General features: G+C 39.8%; 19 protein-coding genes, 1 tRNA gene and 2 pseudogenes. 20 read left to right on the plus strand and 2 right to left on the minus strand.

Features of this window, described 5'->3' with window-relative positions:
- Positions 1 to 297 precede the first annotated feature (297 nt).
- The 16 genes from F564_RS0110090 to F564_RS0110170 all read left to right on the plus strand — a co-directional run bounded on the left by F564_RS0110090 (position 298) and on the right by F564_RS0110170 (position 14,537).
- A complete protein-coding gene (locus tag F564_RS0110090) occupies positions 298 to 699 on the plus strand; it encodes an LNS2 domain-containing protein (protein ID WP_028122542.1) in 402 nt (133 codons plus the stop codon).
- A gap of 100 nt (positions 700 to 799) precedes the next feature.
- Positions 800 to 1,756, plus strand: coding sequence for a D-2-hydroxyacid dehydrogenase (locus F564_RS0110095; protein WP_028122543.1), 957 nt, complete (start codon positions 800 to 802; stop codon positions 1,754 to 1,756).
- A gap of 193 nt (positions 1,757 to 1,949) precedes the next feature.
- Entirely contained in the window at positions 1,950 to 2,966 is a 1,017-nt protein-coding gene (locus F564_RS0110100; protein ID WP_028122544.1) for an asparaginase, read from the plus strand.
- A 114-nt stretch (positions 2,967 to 3,080) separates the two neighbouring features.
- Positions 3,081 to 3,167 (plus strand) — tRNA-Ser (locus F564_RS0110105).
- A 144-nt stretch (positions 3,168 to 3,311) separates the two neighbouring features.
- The gene (locus tag F564_RS0110110; RefSeq protein WP_028122545.1) at positions 3,312 to 4,658 is read left to right on the plus strand and encodes a sigma-54-dependent transcriptional regulator; all 1,347 of its coding nucleotides are present in this window, start codon (positions 3,312 to 3,314) and stop codon (positions 4,656 to 4,658) included.
- 160 nt (positions 4,659 to 4,818) lie between these two features.
- A complete protein-coding gene (locus F564_RS0110115; protein WP_028122546.1) occupies positions 4,819 to 5,178 on the plus strand; it encodes a DUF7674 family protein in 360 nt (119 codons plus the stop codon).
- A gap of 13 nt (positions 5,179 to 5,191) precedes the next feature.
- Positions 5,192 to 5,329 carry a hypothetical protein gene (locus F564_RS20590; protein WP_154656847.1) on the plus strand — a complete coding sequence of 46 codons (138 nt, stop codon included), beginning with the start codon at positions 5,192 to 5,194 and terminating at the stop codon, positions 5,327 to 5,329.
- 106 nt (positions 5,330 to 5,435) lie between these two features.
- Positions 5,436 to 5,810 (plus strand): DUF7674 family protein, encoded by a 375-nt coding sequence (locus F564_RS0110130; protein WP_228373889.1) that lies wholly within the window; start codon positions 5,436 to 5,438, stop codon positions 5,808 to 5,810.
- Positions 5,807 to 5,884, plus strand: a complete 78-nt coding sequence (locus F564_RS21200) for a potassium-transporting ATPase subunit F (protein WP_076605667.1) — start codon at positions 5,807 to 5,809, stop codon at positions 5,882 to 5,884. Before F564_RS0110130 ends, F564_RS21200 begins: the two co-directional genes overlap by 4 nt.
- A 1-nt stretch (position 5,885) precedes the next feature.
- On the plus strand, positions 5,886 to 5,999 hold the full coding sequence (locus F564_RS20955; protein ID WP_228373890.1) for a dolichyl-diphosphooligosaccharide--protein glycosyltransferase subunit: 114 nt from the start codon (positions 5,886 to 5,888) through the stop codon (positions 5,997 to 5,999).
- A 39-nt stretch (positions 6,000 to 6,038) separates the two neighbouring features.
- Entirely contained in the window at positions 6,039 to 7,739 is a 1,701-nt protein-coding gene (gene kdpA, locus F564_RS0110140; protein WP_028122548.1) for a potassium-transporting ATPase subunit KdpA, read from the plus strand.
- A gap of 10 nt (positions 7,740 to 7,749) precedes the next feature.
- Positions 7,750 to 9,789: a potassium-transporting ATPase subunit KdpB gene (gene kdpB / locus F564_RS0110145; protein ID WP_028122549.1), complete on the plus strand. Its 2,040-nt coding sequence runs from the start codon at positions 7,750 to 7,752 to the stop codon at positions 9,787 to 9,789.
- 155 nt (positions 9,790 to 9,944) lie between these two features.
- Complete coding sequence (locus F564_RS0110155; protein ID WP_028122550.1) at positions 9,945 to 10,505, plus strand: K(+)-transporting ATPase subunit C; 561 nt, start codon at positions 9,945 to 9,947, stop codon at positions 10,503 to 10,505.
- A gap of 21 nt (positions 10,506 to 10,526) precedes the next feature.
- Positions 10,527 to 11,609 carry a porin gene (locus tag F564_RS0110160; RefSeq protein WP_028122551.1) on the plus strand — a complete coding sequence of 361 codons (1,083 nt, stop codon included), beginning with the start codon at positions 10,527 to 10,529 and terminating at the stop codon, positions 11,607 to 11,609.
- A 76-nt stretch (positions 11,610 to 11,685) separates the two neighbouring features.
- Entirely contained in the window at positions 11,686 to 12,807 is a 1,122-nt protein-coding gene (locus tag F564_RS0110165) for a histidine kinase (RefSeq protein ID WP_028122552.1), read from the plus strand.
- 8 nt (positions 12,808 to 12,815) lie between these two features.
- Positions 12,816 to 14,537, plus strand: coding sequence for an ATP-binding protein (locus F564_RS0110170; RefSeq protein WP_028122553.1), 1,722 nt, complete (start codon positions 12,816 to 12,818; stop codon positions 14,535 to 14,537).
- A gap of 13 nt (positions 14,538 to 14,550) precedes the next feature.
- Here F564_RS0110170 and F564_RS0110175 read toward each other — a convergent pair whose 3' ends face one another.
- Positions 14,551 to 15,303, minus strand: coding sequence for an NUDIX hydrolase (locus F564_RS0110175; RefSeq protein WP_028122554.1), 753 nt, complete (start codon positions 15,301 to 15,303; stop codon positions 14,551 to 14,553).
- 458 nt (positions 15,304 to 15,761) lie between these two features.
- On the opposite strand from F564_RS0110175, the gene F564_RS0110180 reads away from it, so the two are divergent.
- Complete coding sequence (locus F564_RS0110180) at positions 15,762 to 17,183, plus strand: sugar MFS transporter (RefSeq protein ID WP_028122555.1); 1,422 nt, start codon at positions 15,762 to 15,764, stop codon at positions 17,181 to 17,183.
- A 134-nt stretch (positions 17,184 to 17,317) separates the two neighbouring features.
- Here the strand turns inward: F564_RS0110180 and F564_RS19090 are convergent.
- Positions 17,318 to 17,868: pseudogene (locus F564_RS19090) on the minus strand (REP-associated tyrosine transposase).
- Positions 17,869 to 18,010: 142 nt separating this feature from the next.
- Between F564_RS19090 and F564_RS19095 the strand changes: the two are divergent.
- The 3 genes and pseudogenes from F564_RS19095 to F564_RS0110210 all read left to right on the plus strand — a co-directional run.
- Positions 18,011 to 19,368: pseudogene (locus F564_RS19095) on the plus strand (IS3 family transposase).
- A gap of 192 nt (positions 19,369 to 19,560) precedes the next feature.
- A complete protein-coding gene (locus tag F564_RS0110200) occupies positions 19,561 to 20,658 on the plus strand; it encodes a DUF2931 family protein (protein ID WP_076605668.1) in 1,098 nt (365 codons plus the stop codon).
- Between the two features lie 335 nt (positions 20,659 to 20,993).
- Positions 20,994 to 21,547: REP-associated tyrosine transposase (locus F564_RS0110210; RefSeq protein ID WP_028122558.1), on the plus strand; the 554-nt coding region annotated here is incomplete at its 3' end.

Below are 21,547 nucleotides of genomic sequence, written 5' to 3' on the forward strand. Positions count from 1 at the left end.
TCCTTACGAATCAAGAATATCTAGCGTTATCTGATTTTTACAAGCAGCTTGCCAGGATGAAGCTCGGATCGTAACTGAATCTTTTATTTGTCCAATGAGACCAAATACAATCCAAATTTTTTCTTTTTTTTTAAAGAGATTGCGAAAAATATGATCCTATGCTTTGTTTTGGATAAAACCAAAAGGAAAATTTTCTTAAAAATATTCTATAAAATTAAGATTTTATTAAGCATTTGATAATAGTTTGTTAGTTTACAGAGAAAAGCCTAATTTTGCAACTTCAATTTTGCACACAATATGGAACTAGAATACATAGAACATCTGAGCCCAATGCTGAAAGGCGATATCAAGAATTATCTGATTGATATCGATGGAACAATCACAGAAGATGTTCCCAATGAAGAGCCGGAAAGAATGGTGACTTGCGAGCCTTTTCCCGATGCTTTGGAAACAATCAACAAATGGTATGATGAAGGTCATCAGATTTGTTTTTTCACTTCCAGAACAGAGGATTTGAGAGAAGTAACAGAAACTTGGCTAGACAAACACGGTTTCAAATACCACAGTGTATTGCTGGGGAAACCAAGAGGCGGAAACTATCACTGGATAGATAACCACCTTGTAAAAGCAACAAGATACAAAGGGAAATTCACTGATATGGTTGAGAAACAAGTGACCATAGAAGTTTTCCGTGACTAATTATATAAATGATAATTGATGAGTGATAAAGGATTGTAAATCAATTTTTTTATTACTATTCTTTTATCATTCATCATTTATCAACTATCAATTATACAGAATGAAAGTACTTGCAAATGACGGATTGACACAGTCTGGAATAGATGCTCTAAAAGAAAACGGATTCGAGGTGATCACTGATAAAGTGGCTCAGGAAAATCTGATTACTTATATCAATGAAAATCAAGTAACGGTGCTGCTGGTCAGAAGTGCGACGAAAGTCACCAAAGAAATGGTGGACCACTGTCCAACGATGCAGATCATCGGTAGAGGTGGCGTCGGGATGGACAACATCGAGGTGGCTTACGCTAGAGAGAAAGGCAAACACGTGATCAACACGCCTGCCGCATCATCAGAATCTGTGGCAGAATTGGTTTTTGCACACCTTTTCTCAGGATGCAGATTCTTGCAGGATGCCAACAGACAAATGCCAGTGAACGGAAACACCGAGTTTGCAAAACTGAAGAAAAAATACGAAGCCGGAATCGAGCTGAGAGGGAAAACCATCGGGATCGTAGGTATCGGAAGAATAGGACAGGAAGTGGCGAGAATAGCTCTGGGACTGGGAATGAAAGTCATTGCTTCTGATACAAGAATTGGAAAAGCCAGCGTAAGAGTAGACTTCTACAACCAACAATATATCAACGTCGAAATTGAAACTGAACCTTTGGAGCAATTGATCCAGCATTCGGACTTCATCACACTTCACGTTCCTGCTCAGAATGGACCCATTATTGGAAAAGCGGAGCTGGATAAAATGAAAACTGGTGCAGCCATCGTGAACTGTGCTAGAGGTGGAGTGATAGACGAAGATGCTCTGTTAGAAGCTCTTGACAGCGGAAAATTAGCTTTCGCAGGTCTGGATGTTTTCGAAAACGAGCCAACGCCTTCTGAAAAAATACTGACGCATCCGAAAATCTCCCTAACGCCCCACACAGGTGCTGCTACTGAGGAAGCGCAGGACAGAATTGGAACTGAACTGGCGAATCAAATCGCGAGTATCCTTCTCGTTAAATAAAAATTTTTAACGCAATGGCACAAAGATTTTGATGATCCTAATGTTTGTAACACGCAAATCACTGGCGACTTTAAACACAAGAAGACAATATGTTTTGCCACTTTGCGATACATTTAAAAAACAGAAGCCTGTCCATTTTTGAGATAGGCTTTTTTATTTCCCCGATTCATATTAAAATTTTACTTTTGTGGCTATGAAAAGAAAAGTACTTCTCATCTACACCGGCGGCACCATTGGGATGGAGAAAGATTACGAGACAGGAAGTCTGGTTCCATTTGATTTTTCTACGGTTTTCAAAAGAATTCCTGAAATGAATCTCCTGGAATGTGAGGTTTCTGTCCATCCATTCGAAAAGCCTGTAGATTCCTCCGATATGGGTCCACAGGAATGGCGAATGATTGCTGACTGGATCTATAAAAACTATGACAGTTTTGATGGTTTCCTGATCCTTCACGGAACGGATACCATGTCTTATACGGCTTCTGCCCTTAGTTTTATGTTGAAGAATCTTGGTAAACCAGTCATTCTCACGGGCTCCCAATTGCCCATTGGCGACCTAAGAACAGATGCCAAAGAAAATCTGCTGACAAGTCTTTATTATGCCAGTCTTTATGAAAATGATGAAGCGGTGATAAAAGAAGTGGCCGTTTATTTCGAATACAAACTTTTGCGCGGCAACCGAAGCCTGAAATATTCGGCGGAGTTTTTCGATGCTTACCAAAGCCCGAATTATCCGATTTTGGGACAGTCCGGTGTTCACCTGAATGTAGACAAAAATGTACTGTGGAAACCAAAAGGTGAATTGGAACTCGATAATTATCTGAATGAAAATGTCCTGTTCTGCAGGATTTTTCCAGGAATGAAATTTGAGTCGCTTTTGGAACTTAAAACTTCTGAGGCCATCATTTTACAGGTTTTCGGTTCCGGAACGATCTTTAATAATGAGAAAACACAAGGTGTCTTGCAGGAACTCAGAAACAGAGGTATAGAGATTGTGGTCATCAGCCAATGTATTTCCGGAGGCATCAGTTTTGGAAAATACAGCAACAGCAATATCTTTACCAAGATTGGCGCGATCAGCGGAAAAGATATGACGGCCGAGTCTGCCATCACCAAAGCAATGCATCTCCTTAATAATCCAAAATACAACATGAGCTTCTCCCAGCTTTTTAGTGAGAATATTTCAGGAGAAATTACTGAGGAGTTTTAATAGCCAAAGTCAGACTGCAGCCCTAAGACTAGATAAAAAATAAAAAAAATATGCTGTTGAAAGGATTTTATCTTTTGAGAATTCAGATATTTTATTATATTTGCAACCTCAAACAGAGAGGTGTCCGAGTGGTTGAAGGAGCTAGCCTGGAAAGCTAGTGTGCGGGTAACTGTACCGTGGGTTCGAATCCCATCTTCTCTACAAATTAAAGTTTTAAGACGTTCGCAGGAACGTCTTTTTTTATTTGTGAGCTTGATGTCCAGACTTTATTCATTGTTGATCGTGCGGTGAAAATTTAGCATTGATGATGGAATAATCTTACCTTTGTTCCTTATTTTTTTTAGAGTGAATAAAATACTTATCATAGACGACGAAGAGAAGATCAGAACCTTGCTTTCCCGCATCATAGGTCTGGAAGGCTTTGAAGTCATTCAGGCATCAGATCTTAAAAACGGAAAAAAACGACTGGAAGTTTCTGATATTGATGTTGTTATTTGCGACGTCAAACTTCCGGACGGCAGCGGCGTCGAGTTTTCTAAAATCATCAAAGACCAATATCCGTCGCTGGAGATCATCCTGCTTACGGCCTACGGAAACATTCCCGATGGTGTGCAGGCGATCAAAAATGGGGCATTCGATTACATTACAAAAGGGGACGATAATAATAAGATTATTCCATTAGTCTACAAAGCTATTGAGAAAGTAGCCCTTAACAAAAGGGTACTTCAACTGGAAAAACAGTTGGGAAACAAATATTCTTTTGAGACCATTATCGGAAAATCAAAACAAATAAGATCGGCCATAGAATCCGGAAAAAAAGTAGCCGTGACAGATGCTACAGTGTTGCTGACAGGGGAAACAGGAACTGGGAAAGAAGTTTTTGCCCAGGCCATTCATAATGCCAGCAACCGGAGCAAACAGAATTTTGTAGCGGTCAACTGTTCTGCATTCAGCAAAGAATTACTGGAAAACGAATTGTTTGGACACAAAGCGGGTGCTTTTACCGGCGCAGTCAAAGATTCCAAGGGGATTTTCGAAGAGGCCAACAATGGCACTGTTTTTCTGGATGAGATAGGCGAGATGCCACTTGATCTGCAGGCAAAGCTGCTTCGTGTTTTGGAGTCTGGTGAATTTCTGAAAGTGGGTGATAACAAGGTTACCAAGATCAATGTCAGAATTATTACGGCCACCAATAGAGATCTGGAGCAAGAGATCGATGCCGGAAACTTCCGTGAAGATCTTTATTACAGGATCAATATTTTTAATATGTCGTTGCCTGCGCTTAGAGAAAGAGTTTCAGATATCGAAGAATTGGCGCTTTATTTCCTGAAAATGTTTTCCGTCAAAACCGGAAAGAAAATCACGTCCATCAGTCAAGAATACCTGGAAGCACTCAAACAGCATCCTTGGAAAGGAAATATCCGCGAACTTCGCAATGTGATAGAAAGAAGCGTCATCCTGACCGATGCCTCTGAATTGGAGTTGGTTTCGCTTCCGTCAGATTTTCAAAACCTACATTCTGATACATCTGGTGCCAAAAGTCTGTCTGCCTTTTCTCTGGGAAGTGCAGAAAAAATCCACATTCTGAAAACCCTTAATTATACCCGCGGCAACAAAGCAGAAGCCGCCCGACTGTTGGAAATTGGCATTGCCACACTTTACCGCAAGATCGAAGAGTATAAAATTTCGTAGCTCCACTTATCATATTGAGAAAAAGCCTATCATTTTGATAGGCTTTTTTATGGGTCAAAAATTAAGAATCTATTTTAACGTGTTGATTGTTGGTGTTTTAATGGCTTCGGTTCTGGGAAGGAATATTTATTGGCATTAATGATTCAAAACAAATATAAAAATGAATCACACAGAAGCAATACAGGAAATCATCAAAGTGGTTCCCGAGTCCAAAGAGGAGTTCGATGAAGTTTATAAAACCAAAAATTCCTTTATGGTGATCAATGTTTTCACGCGACAGATCAGAAACCTCATCAGAAGGGGCGAAACAAGCATTCTGATCACATCGTTCGAAAAAATGAATGAGCTGTACCAGAAGGGCGATCAGGCTCTGAAAAATGCCGTGGAAAATGTGTTCGTCTATTCTCTTGACAGCCTGACTTTCTCCTGCAATCATACCTACAAAAATTTAATTTTTTCAAAAATGCCAACTGGGTTGTATCAGGCGTATTTGCGTCAAATCTATAAGTCAGGACTTTAAAACAAATCTAATCATGCACCGAAAAACAATAAAAGCAGGCAATTGGGAAACTTGGAAAAAATCAAAAACAAAGCAAAACATCGAGATCTTGATCATCAATGTCGCAGTTATACTGAGTGTTTTTGTATTTGCAGCAATTATTCAACCTTAATAAATAAACAATTATGACAGCTATTTTAATTCTCTTGGGAGTGGTACTATTTTCCATTTTTTATCTGGTGATCAGAACATTCGAAAAAATTTGAACGATGCAGAAAATGAATAAAAAAAGAACCATAGAATACCTGAAGGCTTTCTATCCTGATCTCCGCAGTGAGATTACAAATCTTTCGGACCACAATAATTTTGCGGGGATTATGCAAACCACCGTAGATCATCTGAAAAATCTTCTGGAGCAGGCAAAGATCCAATCTGTGATCCGAAATGTCAAAAGGATGGACTGGATTTATAACCGCAGCAATTCCTATGTGAGATATCTGATAGAAAATATCTTCATCAGGTCTTTTGAAAGCCTGAGAAGAAAAGCAAGTCCGCAGCAGTGGAAATTTCTCTACCAAGAGATTCCGTCAGATTTTCAACAGATATACCTGCAACAGACCAGAAAAGATCAACAATTAATAAACAGATTATGATAACATTATTCATCATTGCCATTGCTGTATTCGGCTACATAGGCTACGTTTTGGTAAAACCGGAAAAGTTCTAAAATGATGGACAGAAGGCTTAAAAATGAAATGAGAGACTGGCTCCGGATGATCGGCTGGATCCTTTTCGTGATAGCATTCCTTTACATCATTATTAAAATCAAAACGATCAATTAAATTTTTTTTAAAGAAACTATTCATAAACGATTCTAAAAAATGGACAAAGAAATATTAGGGATTATACTGATGTTTGCGCTCGCAGTAGGCATTGCACTGCCACTAGGACGCTACATCTCAAAAATTTTCGGGAACGAAAAAACCTTACTGGACAAGGTATTAAATCCTGTGGACCAATTATTCTACAAAATTTCGGGTATCGATACCGAAAAACAAATGACCTGGAAACAACATCTGATCGCATTATTAACCATCAATCTTGTCTGGTTTTTGACAGCGATGTTTGTACTTACCAATATGAGCTGGCTCCCGATGAATCCGGACAACAATCCATCAATGAGTGGCGATCTGGCTTTCAATACGGCGGTTAGTTTTGTGGCCAATACCAACCTTCAGCATTATTCTGGCGAAACAGGGATGTCCTATCTCGGACAATTGACCTTGATGCTTTGGCAGTTTATCAGTGCCGGATCAGGAATGGCGGTAGCAGCTGTGGTCTTTTTTGCAATGAAAGAAAGAACGACGGATAAACTTGGGAATTTCTACTTCTTTTTTGTAAGAAGCTGCACCAGGGTTTTATTTCCTATTGCAGTAGTAGTGGCTTCATTATTAGCATTCAACGGAACGCCGATGACTTTTGAGGGCAAAGATTCTATCATTAATTTGCAAGGCGACAAAGTAGAAGTTAGCCGTGGTCCAGTGGCGGCATTTGTGGCAATCAAACATTTGGGTACCAACGGCGGTGGATTTTTTGGACCCAACTCATCGCATCCTCTAGAAAACCCGAATTATTTGACCAATACTGTTGAGATCGTCACTCAGATGCTGATTCCTTTGGCGATGATATTTGCAATGGGATTCATGATTAAAAGAAGAAAACTGTCCTGGACTATTTTTGGCGTCATGACGATAGGTTTTTTGATGCTAATGGTTCCAACAGTGATTTCCGAAGTCAATGGGAATCCTGCGATTTCCAATATGGGAATTTCTCAGACGATGGGAAATATGGAAGGTAAAGAAGTCCGTATCGGTGCTGCTGCTTCTGCATATTGGAGTATTGCAACCACTGTTATTTCTACGGGAAGCGTCAACTCTATGCACGACAGTTTTATGCCACTAAGTGGAATGAATCAACTGCTTGGAATGATGGTTAACTGTTTCTATGGCGGCGTCGGCGTGGGATTCCTTAATTTTTACATTTTCATTATCTTGGCAGTTTTCATCAGCGGATTGATGGTAGGAAGAACACCGGAATTTCTCGGTAAAAAAATCGAAGCGAAAGAGATGAAGATCGCTATGATCATTGCACTTTTGCATCCACTTTTGATTCTGGCAGGAACTGCAATTGCAAGTTACACTTATGCGAATAATCCCGAAGTATATGCCAGTTGGCTCAATAATCCTGGCTTTCACGGCTTCAGCGAAATGCTCTACGAATTTACATCCTCCAGTGCCAACAACGGAAGTGGTTTTGAAGGTTTGGGAGACAACACTCCTTTCTGGAATATCGCCTCTGGTATCGTGATGCTGATGGCAAGATTTCTTCCGATCATTGGCCCCGTAGCGATTGCCGGAAGCCTTGCTGCCAAAAAATACATCCCGGAAAGTGCTGGTACTTTAAAAACCGATACACCCACTTTCGGATTGATGGTCTTCGCTGTTATCGCACTTGTGGCTGCCTTATCTTTCTTCCCGGCTTTGGCTCTGGGACCTATCGCAGAACATTTTTCACTTAAATAATTGAATTAAAATGAAAGGAAATCAAAATAATTTGTTTCAGGCCGACTTGGTCAATGAAGCATTAAAACAGTCTTTTATAAAACTGAATCCATCGAAAATGGTCCGCAATCCTGTGATGTTTATGGTTTGGATTGGAACATTGGTTATGGCTGGCGTATGCGTCTGGATCGCACTTGGCGAACAGAATCAAGGGAGCTTGATCTACAATGGTATCGTAACGGCAGTCCTGTTTATCACCTTACTATTCGCCAATTTTGCAGAAGGCATCGCAGAAGCCAGAGGAAAAGCGCAGGCCGACTCACTCAGAAAAACAAGAGAAGAAACACCCGCAAAATGGATACAACCAGTGGGAGACATTTTTAATGATGAAATCACCATCGTACCATCGTCTCAGCTGAAAAAAGGCGACGTGTTCCTTTGTGAACCAGGTGATGTTATTGCGTCAGACGGCGAAATTATCGAAGGTCTTGCAACCATCGACGAGAGTGCCATTACCGGAGAAAGTGCACCTGTAATCCGTGAATCTGGAGGTGACAAAAGCAGCGTCACAGGCGGTACAAAAGTGCTTTCTGATAGAATCAAAGTGAAAGTGACCACAGAACCAGGCGAAAGCTTTCTGGATAAGATGATTGCTTTAGTAGAAGGGGCAAGCAGACAAAAAACACCAAACGAAATAGCCTTAACGATTCTTTTGGCAGGTTTCACATTGGTATTCATCATCGTGACGGTAACGCTCAAACCTTTTGGAGATTACGCGCACACACCCATTACGATCGCGGCTTTTATTTCTTTATTTGTCTGCTTAATTCCAACAACGATTGGCGGACTTTTATCAGCCATAGGGATCGCCGGAATGGACAGAGCTTTGAGAGCCAACGTGATCACAAAAAGTGGTAAAGCAGTAGAAACCGCTGGCGACGTGGATGTTCTTTTGCTTGATAAAACAGGAACAATCACCATTGGAAACAGAAAAGCGACCCATTTTCATATTGCGAATGGGGTAGATGAAAAACATTTTACAAAAGCAGTGGTTTTAGCTTCTATGGAAGATGAAACGCCGGAAGGAAAGTCTATCATAGAGCTCGCAGGAATTGACCCAAAAACTTATGAGGTGCAAAATCCAGAGTTCATCAGTTTCACAGCAGAAACCAGAAGTTCTGGTGTCGATTATGACAATGTAAGAATCCGAAAAGGAGCATCTGACTCCATCAGAAATTTAGTCGAAAAAGCGGGCAATCCTTTCCCAAAAGAAACGCAAGAAGCGGTGAGAACCATTTCCAGCAACGGCGGAACCCCATTGGTGGTTTCCGAGAACGAAAAAGTGTTGGGTGTTGTGGAACTTCAGGATATCATCAAACCAGGCATTCAGGAACGTTTTGAACGATTGAGAAAAATGGGTATCAAAACCGTGATGGTAACCGGAGATAATCCTTTGACAGCCAAATATATCGCTGAAAAAGCGGGCGTAGACGATTTTATTGCAGAAGCCAAACCGGAAGATAAGATGAATTACATCAAAAAAGAACAGGCAGAAGGCCGATTGGTCGCGATGATGGGCGATGGGACCAATGATGCACCAGCTCTTGCCCAGGCAGATGTGGGCGTTGCTATGAACAGCGGAACGCAGGCTGCAAAAGAGGCCGGAAATATGGTGGACCTGGACAATGACCCAACCAAACTGATCGAGATCGTGGAAATCGGAAAACAGTTACTGATGACCAGAGGAACGCTCACTACCTTCAGTATTGCAAATGACGTTGCTAAGTATTTTGCGATCGTTCCGGCATTGTTTATCGCTTCGATTCCGGCTTTGCAGGGACTGAATGTGATGAACCTTCATTCTCCGGAAAGCGCCATTCTGTCGGCTGTAATCTTCAATGCGATCATTATTCCCGTGTTGATTCCACTGGCGCTGAAAGGTGTGGCTTACAAACCAATCGGTGCAAGTGCATTGCTCAGAAGAAATCTTTTGATCTACGGTTTAGGCGGCGTTTTGATCCCATTTGTAGGGATAAAGATCATCGATCTTATGGTAGCATTATTTATTTAAAATCATTGGGGCAGCTATTCCGTCCTCCGTTCCCGCTATTTTTGCCAAGCTTTTCCAACCGCAAAAAATGAGCTCCACTCAGGCCGGGCTGCACTTTTCAACATCAAAAGAGGTCACAACATCTCATCGACTATTTAAAATTAAATTAAGTTAAAATGAAACAAAATATCCTTCCTGCTTTAAAACTGACATTGGTTTGTCTGCTGTTTTTCTCAGGATTTTACACACTCATCATTTTCGGAATCGCACAGTTTTTTCCCAACCATGGGAAAGGTGAAATCGTCACTGTTGGTCACAAAAAATATTATTCCAATGTGGGACAGGTATTTACAGAAGATCAGTATTTTTGGTCTCGTCCGTCTGCCGTGGAGTACAATGCAGCTGGAGCCGGCGGAAGCAACAAAGGACCTTCCAATCCTGATTACCTGAAAACAGTCCAGGAAAGAATTAATCATTTTGTCAAACACAATCCTGAAGTTTCAAAAGCCGATATCCCGTCTGATCTAGTTACCGCAAGTGGAAGTGGATTGGATCCCAATATCTCGGTTCAGGCAGCCAAAGTTCAGGTGAAGAGAATTGCCAAGATCAGAAATCTGAATGAAAACAAGATCCAGGATCTGGTCGCATCCAATACAGAGAAACCTTTAATGGGATTATTCGGAACAGAAAAGATCAATGTGTTAAAGCTTAATATCGCCTTAGACGGTTTGAAATAATAAAAAGTAGAAATCAACAGAATGAAAAAAATAAAACTATTGACATTGTCTATGTTAGGGATATCATCGCTTCTTCTTGCACAGGAAGAGGATGTGAAACCTTTAAAAATAAGCGCTTACGCTGAGGTCTATTACCAATACGATTTTAACAATCCTAAAAACAACGCGCGCCCAAGCTTCATCTACAGCCACAATCGGAATAATGAGGTTAATCTCAATCTAGGATTCGTAAAAGCCAATTATGAAACTGAAAGATTGCGCGCCAATCTGGCCTTGGCCGCCGGAACTTATATGAATGCCAATTACACTGCAGAACTGGGCGTGTTGAAAAACGTCTATGAAGCCAATGTGGGTGTGAAGATTTCAAAGACCCAAAATCTCTGGATCGACGCCGGTATTATGCCATCACATATCGGTTTGGAAAGTGCCATTAGCAAAGATTGCTGGACTTTGACAAGAAGTCTAATGGCAGAAAATTCGCCCTATTTTGAGACTGGTGCCAAAATATCCTACACCAGCACTAGCGGCCAATGGCTTCTGAGTGGTTTGGTCCTGAATGGCTGGCAAAGGATTCAACGTGTGGATGGGAATTCTACCATTGCCTTTGGGCATCAGCTGACGTATAAACCAAGCGATAAAATCACTTTGAACAGCAGTTCTTTCATCGGAAATGATAAACCAGACAGCATCAGACAGATGCGTTATTTTCATAATTTGTACGGTGTTTTCCAAGTGGGTAAGAAGTGGGCTTTGACCACAGGTTTCGATATCGGAGCAGAGCAGAAGATGAAAGGTAGTGAGCAGTACAATGTCTGGTTTTCTCCTGTGATCATCGCAAAATATGCAGCCACAGACAGGTTGAGTTTTACAGCAAGAGGTGAGTATTATAGTGATGAAAAAGGGATCATTATTGCCACTGGAACAGAAAATGGATTCAAGACTTTTGGCTATTCTGTGAATACCGACTATTGGATCCTCCCCAATCTGGTCTGGCGGACAGAAGTCAAAAATCTCCACAGCAAAGACGGTATTTTCCTCAATCGGGATAATCAGTTGAATAAAAATAATTTGATGGCGGTGACATCACTGGCTGTAAGTTTTTAATAGTTCCCATATGACCAAATCCCTTGTTGAAATATTAACAAGGGATTTACCTCAATTTGACATAGATAAATCTGTTATGGATGAAAAAAAATCGGCTCAGGATTTTCTTAATTTGATCAAAAAATCAAGACGTGGAAAATTCAAGATCTACATTGGGATGAGCGCTGGTGTTGGGAAAACATACCGTATGCTCCAGGAAGCACATTCGTTGCTGGCAAGCGGGATTGATGTGAAGATAGGCTACATAGAAACCCACAACCGTAAAGAAACCCACGCGTTGTTGGACGGTTTGCCTATGATTCCCAGAAGAAAATTGTTTTACAAAGGCAAAGAGCTGGAAGAACTGGACGTTCAGGCTGTGATCAACCTTCGTCCGGAAGTCGTGATCGTAGATGAACTGGCGCACACCAATATCGAAGGCAGCAAAAACGAAAAACGATGGCAAGACGTGATGGAAATCCTGGATGCTGGCATCAATGTCATTAGCGCAGTCAACATCCAACATATCGAAAGCCTGAATGACGATGTCAAAAACATCACCAGTATAGAAGTCAAGGAAAGAATCCCAGACAGCGTTCTCGCTCAGGCAGATGAGGTCGTCAACATCGATTTGACAGCAGAAGAATTGATCGATAGACTCAAAGCGGGCAAGATCTACGATGCAGCGAAGATCAAGACCGCGCTCAGTCATTTTTTTAAAAATGATCATATCCTGCAGCTTCGGGAACTGGCTTTGAAGGAAGTGGCTTCCCAAGTGCAAAGGAAAGTGGAAACCGAAGTTTCAAATATTAAAAATATCAGGAAAGAAAAATTTCTGGCTTGCATCAGTTCCAACGAAAAAACAGCAAAAAATGTCATCAGGAAGGCCGCTAGGTTAGCCAATTATTATAATAGCAAATGGTATCTGCTTTATGTTCAGGTCCCGAGAGAAAGTGCAGATAAAATAGCACTCGACAAGCAGCGGCATTTGATTAATAATTTTAAATTAGCCACAGAATTGGGAGCGGAGATCATCAAGGTAGAAAATACCAACGTTACAAGGGCAATCATAGAACAATGCGAAGACCGGAAAATCACCACCGTCTGTATCGGAAAACCGCATCTCAACCTTTGGAAGGTCATCGTAGCAACAGACACTTTCAATTCGCTTTTAAACAAATTGTCACAGGAAAATATTGACTTGGTCATTTTAAGTTGAAATCAACAATGAAAATTAAAACTAAATTAAACGCTGGTGTAGGCCTGCTTTTTCTAATGATAATCGTGCTGTCCGTTATCAGTGGATGGTACATCAATCAGCTTAAAAAAGACACCAATAATATCTTGGTCGCCAACTACAACACCTTGCAGTATTCTAGAAATATGCTGCTCGCATTGGAAGAGATTAGTTCTGATCCACTGGCTTACAATGTCTTTGAAAAACATCTGGAAAAGCAGAAAAAAAATGTGACCGAGCCTGGTGAAAAGGAAGCTACCGATAATATTGCGCTTCATTTTAAAATATTAAAAAAGCAAAACGGAAATCTAGCGCTCCAATCCTCTATCAGAAAAGATATTGCCGAACTCATGCAGCTGAATATGGTTGCCATAGAACACAAAAGCAGTATTGCTGATGCGACGGCGAAGAACGCAATTGCGATAATCTCCGCTGCAGGAATGATGTGTTTTATCATCGCATTCATCCTGATGGTGAATCTGCCATCCAATATTGCCAATCCAATACAGATCCTAACGGATAGTATAAAGCAGATCGCCAACCAGAATTACAAAGAAAGGGTTCATTTTGAAAGCAACAGTGAGTTTGGACAATTGGCACGCTCGTTCAACACAATGGCGGAGAAACTTCAGGAATATTCTGAAAGTAAACTGGATAAGATCATCCGCGGAAAACGCCGCATAGAAAGCCTGATTGATAACATGCATGATCCGGTCATCGGTATTGATGAAGATAAGAAAGTCCTTTTCGTCAATGATGAAGCTTTGAAAATTACCGGGCTGAAAAAAGAAAACTTCGTCGGCAAACTGATTCAGGATGTGGCTGTGACAAACGATCTGGTACGCAATATCATCAAGGAAATTATTGAAGGAAGTACCAACAATGCTACAGGAACGATGAAGATCTATGCAGACGGGAAAGAAAGTTATTTTGAAAAAGAAATCGTAGACATCAACGTGGTTCCAACGGGTGAAAAAGAAAGCCAGTTCATAGGGCAAGTGATCATGTTACGCAATATTACGCCTTTCAAAGAGCTGGATCTGGCTAAAACCAATTTTCTGGGAACCGTTTCGCACGAGTTCAAAACGCCTATTTCGTCCATACAGATGGGCTTGCAACTTTTGGAAAACAACAGGATAGGGGCGCTGAATGAGGAGCAGAAAAATCTGGTCAAAGGCATAAGGGAAGACTCCGACAGACTGCTTAAAATTACTGGCGAATTGCTCAATATCACGCAGGTAGAAAGTGGTTTGATACAATTGAATTTGCAGCCGTCTAATGTTGCCAAGATCGTGGATTATGCCCTGAATGCCAACAAGTCTGCTGCAGAGCAGAAACATATAAACTTCCTGATCCATCTGGATCCTGAGATCGAAACTGTTTTGGCAGATAGCGAGAAAACAGCCTGGGTACTAAACAATCTGCTGTCCAACGCCGTACGATATTCGCACGAAAATTCTGATATTAAAATCAATGTCTGCAAAGACAATCAAAGAATCAGATTTTCTGTTACCGATTCCGGACAAGGGATAGATCCGCGGTTTCTCACGAAGGTTTTTGACCGCTATTTCCGTATTCCTGGTTCAAAAAAAGAAGGAACAGGCTTGGGACTCAGTATCAGTAAAGAGTTTATAGAAGCGCAGGGCGGCGAGATTTGTGTAAAAAGTGATTTCGGGACGGGGAGCGAGTTTTTCTTTTTGTTAAATGCATAATATATTAATGTAATTACCAGCTTATGAGCCCGTTATCTAAAGCTTTGTTATAAACTTCTTCATCAAAAGAATAAAGGTGTGGTGCTTTATGGGCGCCACCTTTTCGCTGTTCGTCTAACTTTATCAGAATGCCAAGATTTTTTATTTTTCGGTAAAAATTTCCCCTGTTCAGTGCTTTTCCTAGAATGGCTTCGTATAACTTTTGGATCTCAGAAAGCGTGAATTTTTCCGGCAAGAGATTGATGCCAATTGGCTTGAGAGCTATTTTTTCACGTAATGTAAGAAGCGCTTTTTCTATAATTTCTTTGTGATCCATAGCCATTTCTATCTCAGGAAGCTGGCTAAGATCAATCCACTCACAACTTTCACTGAACCGATCTGCAGCCAGATTGATCTTGGAAGGATTATACAATGCATAGTAACCAATGCTAACGAATCTTTGTTTGTGAAACGAGTCGTTATCAAAATCTTCGAAATAAGCTTCGCTTCTGTTCCTCTTGCCAAAGACAGCAAATTGTTCTAGGTAAGAAACGGCATTCACACCGGCTCTGTCTTTCAGGATTCTCAGAACTGCATCATCCAGATCTTCATCCTTTTTAATGTAACCTCCGGGCAAAAGCCAAAGTTGTCTGTAGTTCATCTTCACGAGAAGAACTTTCAGTACATTTTTTTCAAAACAAAAGATAACGGGATCTGCAGACATGTGAGGAATGTAAATTTCTTTTGCTTCATTTGATGTTTGTGCAATTAATTCTTTCGAGTCCATGATTCAATTTGTGGTCAATGTTACAAAAAATATTAATAAAAAAATGACCAAAATAAAATTTTAAGAAAGAGCAAAAAAGTAATACAATGTCACCTGTGATTTTAAAAACAGAAGACTTTAGAACCTATTTTAAGATTTCGTAACAACAGAAACTAATTAAAAAAGAAGCGGTGAATCAGCTCTTAAAAAGCTGTAAATCTGTATAGGTAATGCTTTCTTCGCAAAGGATGACGATTTTTTTTTAAAAAATAATAATAGTTTAAAGATAAACTAAGTTGTTTCACTTATATTCGAAATACAATATTGTACGACTTTCTTAAAAACAGCGGCTTTAAATTAAAATATCTTGCTCCTTCATCGCAATAAAAAATATGATTAGTCAGGATAAATTTATTGTCTCAAATTAAGATATTATCAATAAAAGAGATTATCTTTAGCCTCTTTTTAAATTAAAAAATATGATAAGTAATGAAGTTGGATCCAAAAGGAATTACACTGTTCCATTGATCACAATTACCCTTTTGTTCTTTATGTGGGGATTCATCACGTGTATGAATGACATCCTCATCCCTTACCTGAAACAGCTTTTTCAACTCAGTTTTTTCCAATCGATGTTGGTGCAGTTCTGTTTCTTTGGCGCTTATTTTATAGGCTCATTAATTTACTTTTTAATTTCCAGCTCGCAAGGCGACCCGATTGATAAAGTAGGCTATAAGAAAGGAATCCTCTTCGGAATTTTCCTAGCAGCTTTTGGTTGCGTCTTGTTTTATCCTGCGGCCAGTTTGTCTTCGTATCCCTTATTCTTAGGCGCTTTGTTTATTTTAGGAATGGGTTTTACGGTTCTTCAAATCACCGCCAACGCTTACGTGTCGTTGTTGGGTCCAGAAGATTCTGCATCCAGCCGACTGAATATGACGCAGGCTTTCAATGCATTCGGGACCACCATTGCTCCGGTTTTGGGTGGCCATTTGATCTTCGAATTATTCTCTGCACCGGATGGATCTTTCTCCGCAGCAGCCACTAAAATTCCTTATCTGATTTTTGCCGGAATCCTATTGTTAGTCGCTTTATTAATCTCAAGAGTGAAGCTTCCTGACTTTCAGGTGAAAGGTGAAGAGATCGTCAAAGGTTACGGCGCATTGAAGTACAACCACCTGAAGTTTGGCGTTTTCGCGATGTTCTGCTATGTTGGCGGGGAAGTGGCGGTTGGAAGTTTCATCATCAGTTTTCTGGAGCAGCCACAAGTGATGAACCTTTCCGAGTCTGTGAGTAAAAATTACTTAGCCCTGTATTGGGGCGGTGCGATGATCGGACGTTTCTTAGGCGCAATCTCTCTGAATCATTCCATCAGCCAGGGCAAAAAAGCCATCTATATGTTGGGTGCAGCAATTGCTGTTTTCCTGGTGATTTTCAGTATTGTGGATCTGACATTTGCACAGATCAGTTTCTTCCTTGTATTTATTGCACTGAATTTCGTGGCGTTCTTCATCGGCAAATCTGCGCCGGCGAGAACACTTTCCATTTTTGCGGGAATCAACGTTCTGTTATTGATCTCAGCAATGCTGAACCACGGCGAAATGGCAATGTACAGCATCTTAGGAATTGGGATTTTCAACTCGATTATGTTCTCAAACATCTATACGTTGGCGATCTCCGGCTTAGGAAAATACACGAGCCAAGGTTCTTCTTTGGTTGTTATGGCGATCTTAGGCGGCGCGATCGTTCCGATTTTCCAGGGCTTCCTGGCGGATCAGTTTGGCGTGCAGCATTCCTTTGTGATTCCTGTGTTCTGTTACCTGTTTATCCTGATCTTCGGGGCGTATTGCACCAAATATCTGGGGCACGTGAAACAGGATGCGGATGCTAAGTCTGGGCATTAAGATCTTTAAATTTTAAAATATGAAACCTGCTTTTGAGCAGGTTTTTTTGGTTTATGAGCACGATCTAGAAACTCGCGCTAGCGAAAAAAGTTCTGCATTGAAGCTGGCGCGAGCGTCTCGCTCGTGTCCAACGGTTATGAGTTAACATCAATCTTTAAAACTTCATCAAAATCATCACAGTAATTTCTTGCACTACTATATTTCCATTCGCAGGGTTCGATTACAAAGCCACTTTCAACAGGATTTTGATGGATATAGTTTAACTTTTGTTCAAATACTTTTAAAGACCAGATTTCTATAGGTTGACTGTGCTGTTGCCAAAATTGATATTCTTTAACATTAGAATTTTTGTCTCCTGCTTTTTTGAACATCCAAAGCATCCATTCTTTTCTACTTTCCTGATTATTTTCCTGAATGGCTCTTAGTAAATTTCTTGAAGTAAATCCTTTAAAATCTCTGATTAATTCTGAGGGTTTGCCATTACCGGAACGAAATATTAGATGGATATGACTTGGCATAATACAATAACCAAAAATGATCATACCTTTATTTTTTCTACAGTAATCTAAAGAGTTGATGATGATGTTAAAATATTCTAATCGGGTAAATACATCTATCCAAAATACGGTTGCAAAGCTTTGAAATAGGCACCATCTTTTTCCTGAAATTTATATTTTCTGCTCATCATTTTGTGTTGATAGTAAAACTACAAAATTTAATGATAAGTAAGCGCGAGCATCTTGCTCGTGCTTACTTTGTTTACTAAAGGCACGAGCTAGAAGCTCGCGCCATCGTAGGGTGTTTTCATAAAAAGAGTAATTTTAATTATGACAACACCGAAAAAGAAACCGACCGAGAAATTAGTAAAAGATATTCGGCAAAACACCCGCAGAATATTCACCGCAGAGCAAAAGATTTTAATCGTGATGGAAGGTCTTCGAGCGGAGACCTCTGTAGCCGAACTTTGCAGGAACCATAACATTGCACAGTCGCAGTTTTATGCCTGGAACAAGGAGTTTATGGAAGCAGGAAAGAAGCGCTTAAATGGAGATGTCGCTCGCGAGGCTACGAGTGATGAAGTATCAGATCTGAAGAAGGAAAACGCACGTTTGAAAGAGATCGTGGCTGATCTGGTTGTTCGCTATGACATTGTAAAAAAAAGTTTAGACAGGCTGGATTAATCGATAAATACAGAAAATATATGAGATTATCCGCAGCTGAAAAATATGAGATCATTCAAACGGTAACCAGGAGTGAAATCGGTGTGAAGCGAACCTTGGAAAGTTTTGGAATCGCCAGAAGTAGTTTTTACAAATGGTATAAAAGCTACCTCGAATACGGCTATGATGGCTTGGAAACTACGAAAAGGACAAACAATAGGCAATGGAACAGCATTCCTGAAAGACAGAAAGATTTGGTGGTAGAAATCGCTTTGGAACACACCGAATTGTCTGCAAGGGAACTGGCCTACAAAATGACCGATGAGCAAGGTGTTTTTATTTCAGAATCCAGTGTTTACCGGATTTTGAAGCAAAGAGACTTAATCCCGGCACCGAATCATTTTCTTCTTTCGGCAGCAAATGAGTTCAAAGACAAAACGGAATTTGTGCATCAAATGTGGCAGACAGATTTTACTTATTTCAAGATCATTGGCTGGGGATGGTACTATCTGAGCACGATTTTGGACGATTACAGCCGCTACATCATTCACTGGGAGCTATGCGCCTCAATGAAAGCCGAAGATGTGAAACGAACGGTGAACACAGCCATTAAAAAAGCAAAATTAAAGACCAAAGTCAAACCGAAGCTGCTCTAGGACAATGGTTCCTGCTACGTCTCCAATGAGTTGAAAAGCTATCTGAAAGAGGAATTAAAGATGAAACAAGTTCACGGAAAACCAATGCATCCGCAGACCCAGGGCAAGATTGAACGTTATCACAGAACGATGAAAAACGTAGTGAAACTCAATCATTTTTATCACCCCGAGGAACTTATCCAAGCACTGGAGAAGTTTGTAGATAACTACAATAACAAGCGCTATCACGAGTCGATAAATAACCTCACTCCGGCAGATGTGTACTTCGGAAGATCAGAACAGATTTTGGAAAAAAGAAAGCAAACAAAAGCGGAATCCATCCGAAAAAGAAGACAAATGTATAATCAACAAAAATTAGTAAGTTTATAAACCGAAAATCCTCCTTAAGGATTTAAACTAAAATGTCCAAGTTCGTTTGAAGACGTACATCTATTGATATGGATCATTTGAAAACATTAAGAAATAAATACCTGCATTGGTCGGCAAGCGTTACCAAATTTGGGTTGGGTCCTAAAATTGGAGAGGTGACCAATGGTAAACAACGCAAAAGAAATATACAAAATGGATAATACAAAACGCATCATAAGAGACATAGTAAACAATACCTTGTGCTTTATACTTTGCATTAATTTAATTCAATGTCAAAAAATGGATGAAAACTTAGAATTTCACGTAGAAATATCGCAACCAGGAAACAAATATGAAATCATACCTGTTTATGATAAAATAAAAACTTTGGAAGGAACTCCTGCAGGCTTACCTTATGGAAGTTCTTCAGGAAGATGGGGAGATTCTGGTTCATCTTGGACAGAGCAACATGGTACTCCTATTGGCGCAGATATTACCTATTATTCTCGATATGAAGACTCCTATTACCATTTGGATGTAGATTTTCCTGTAGATACCATCAAAGATTATATGGAAAGAGCGTATTCTATTTGGGATGATTTAGGAGGCGAAACCAAAGAGTATAAAAATCTTGGAAGAGGTTACAATGCTTCGAAAGGAAACAAAAATTCTTATAATAGCTTTTCTACCTTAGTTTTTGGTTTTGCCCCAAAGGGGATGGTGGTGGTTTGGTTAAACTTTGGCAATACCCGTATAGAACTAGATCGTTATCAAGCCAAAGTGATAACGGATAAAGCAGAAATAGCCAAAGCCAAAGAGAAATATTTAAATACTTATCGCATAAGCCCTGAGCGATATGATGAATCTCAAAAAGAATATTTTGTACCAGATGCATCCCCGAAAGAATGGGATAACTACAGACAACGTTATCACTGGAGACCAGTGGTAAGTTCTACTAATCCTAAATTTCGTTTGTTTGAAGTGTTGAATTATACTTATAATGGAGAAAAAGAAGGAGCCTTAAGACCATGGGTTCTCAATATGCCTTATAAGGAAAGAGCAATACCAAGTGAAATGGTTTTCTTTTGGGAAACAGGCAAAGAAAAGCAGGGGCAACTCAACGCCCGTGCTTTTTTTAATTGGGAAAAAACCAATGAAGCTTTCAAACAAGCAGGCAATAAAATTGATATGCAGGTAAAAATTGCACCAGACAATAATTCTATTCAAATATTTCTCAATAATAAACCTTTAGAAACAGACAGCATCAGAATTTATCAATGGAGCGGCAATTACAAAGAAAGCTATAAATAGTTTTTTCATCGGCATTGAAAAAAGACACCTACAAAATGGATAATATAAAACGCATAACAAAACACTTAGTACACAATATCTTGTGCTTTATATTTTGCATTAATTTAATACACTGTCAAAAAATGGACGAAAAGAACTTAGAATTTCACGTAGAAATATCGCAACCAGGCAACAAATATGAAATTACACCAATATTTGACAAAATAAAAACTTTGGAAGGAGCCCCGCTGCGCAAAGTCTCCTGACTTTGAGCAATCAACATAACAAATCTTGTCACCTCGAGCGATATAAAACTGATGTCTGAATAAATTTATATATTTGGTAAAAGCATTAAGATGAAAGAAGGTTACGTTATTAGAGATCAGGAAAAAATACATTTCGTTACCTGCACTGTTGTAGATTGGATCGACGTTTTTTCACGGAAAATCTATCGGGATCTAGTGATCGATTGCTTTCGGTATTGTATTGAAAATAAAGGAATGCTGGTGTATGGTTTTGTGATTATGAGTAATCATATTCATATTATTTTGCAATCGAAAGAGGGTAAACTTTCAGATTTGATTAGAGATTTTAAAAAATTCACAGCAAAGAGTATTTTAGATGCCATAAAACAAAATCCTGAAAGCAGACGAGAGTGGATGTTGGAACGATTTGCAAAAGCAACCGAAACGCATACCAGAAATAAGAATTACCAGTTTTGGCAATATGGCAATCATGCCGAAGAAATTTATACTTTGCATTTCCTTTGGGATAAACTTAATTATATTCATCTAAATCCTATAAGAGCCGGAATTGTAGAAAAAGCGCAGGATTATCTTTATTCATCCGCAAGCAATTACGTAAACGGAAAGGGATTATTTGAGATAGAATTAGCTGATAACCCAATCAT

The organism is Epilithonimonas tenax DSM 16811 (genome assembly GCF_000428485.1).
GTDB lineage: Bacteria > Bacteroidota > Bacteroidia > Flavobacteriales > Weeksellaceae > Epilithonimonas > Epilithonimonas tenax.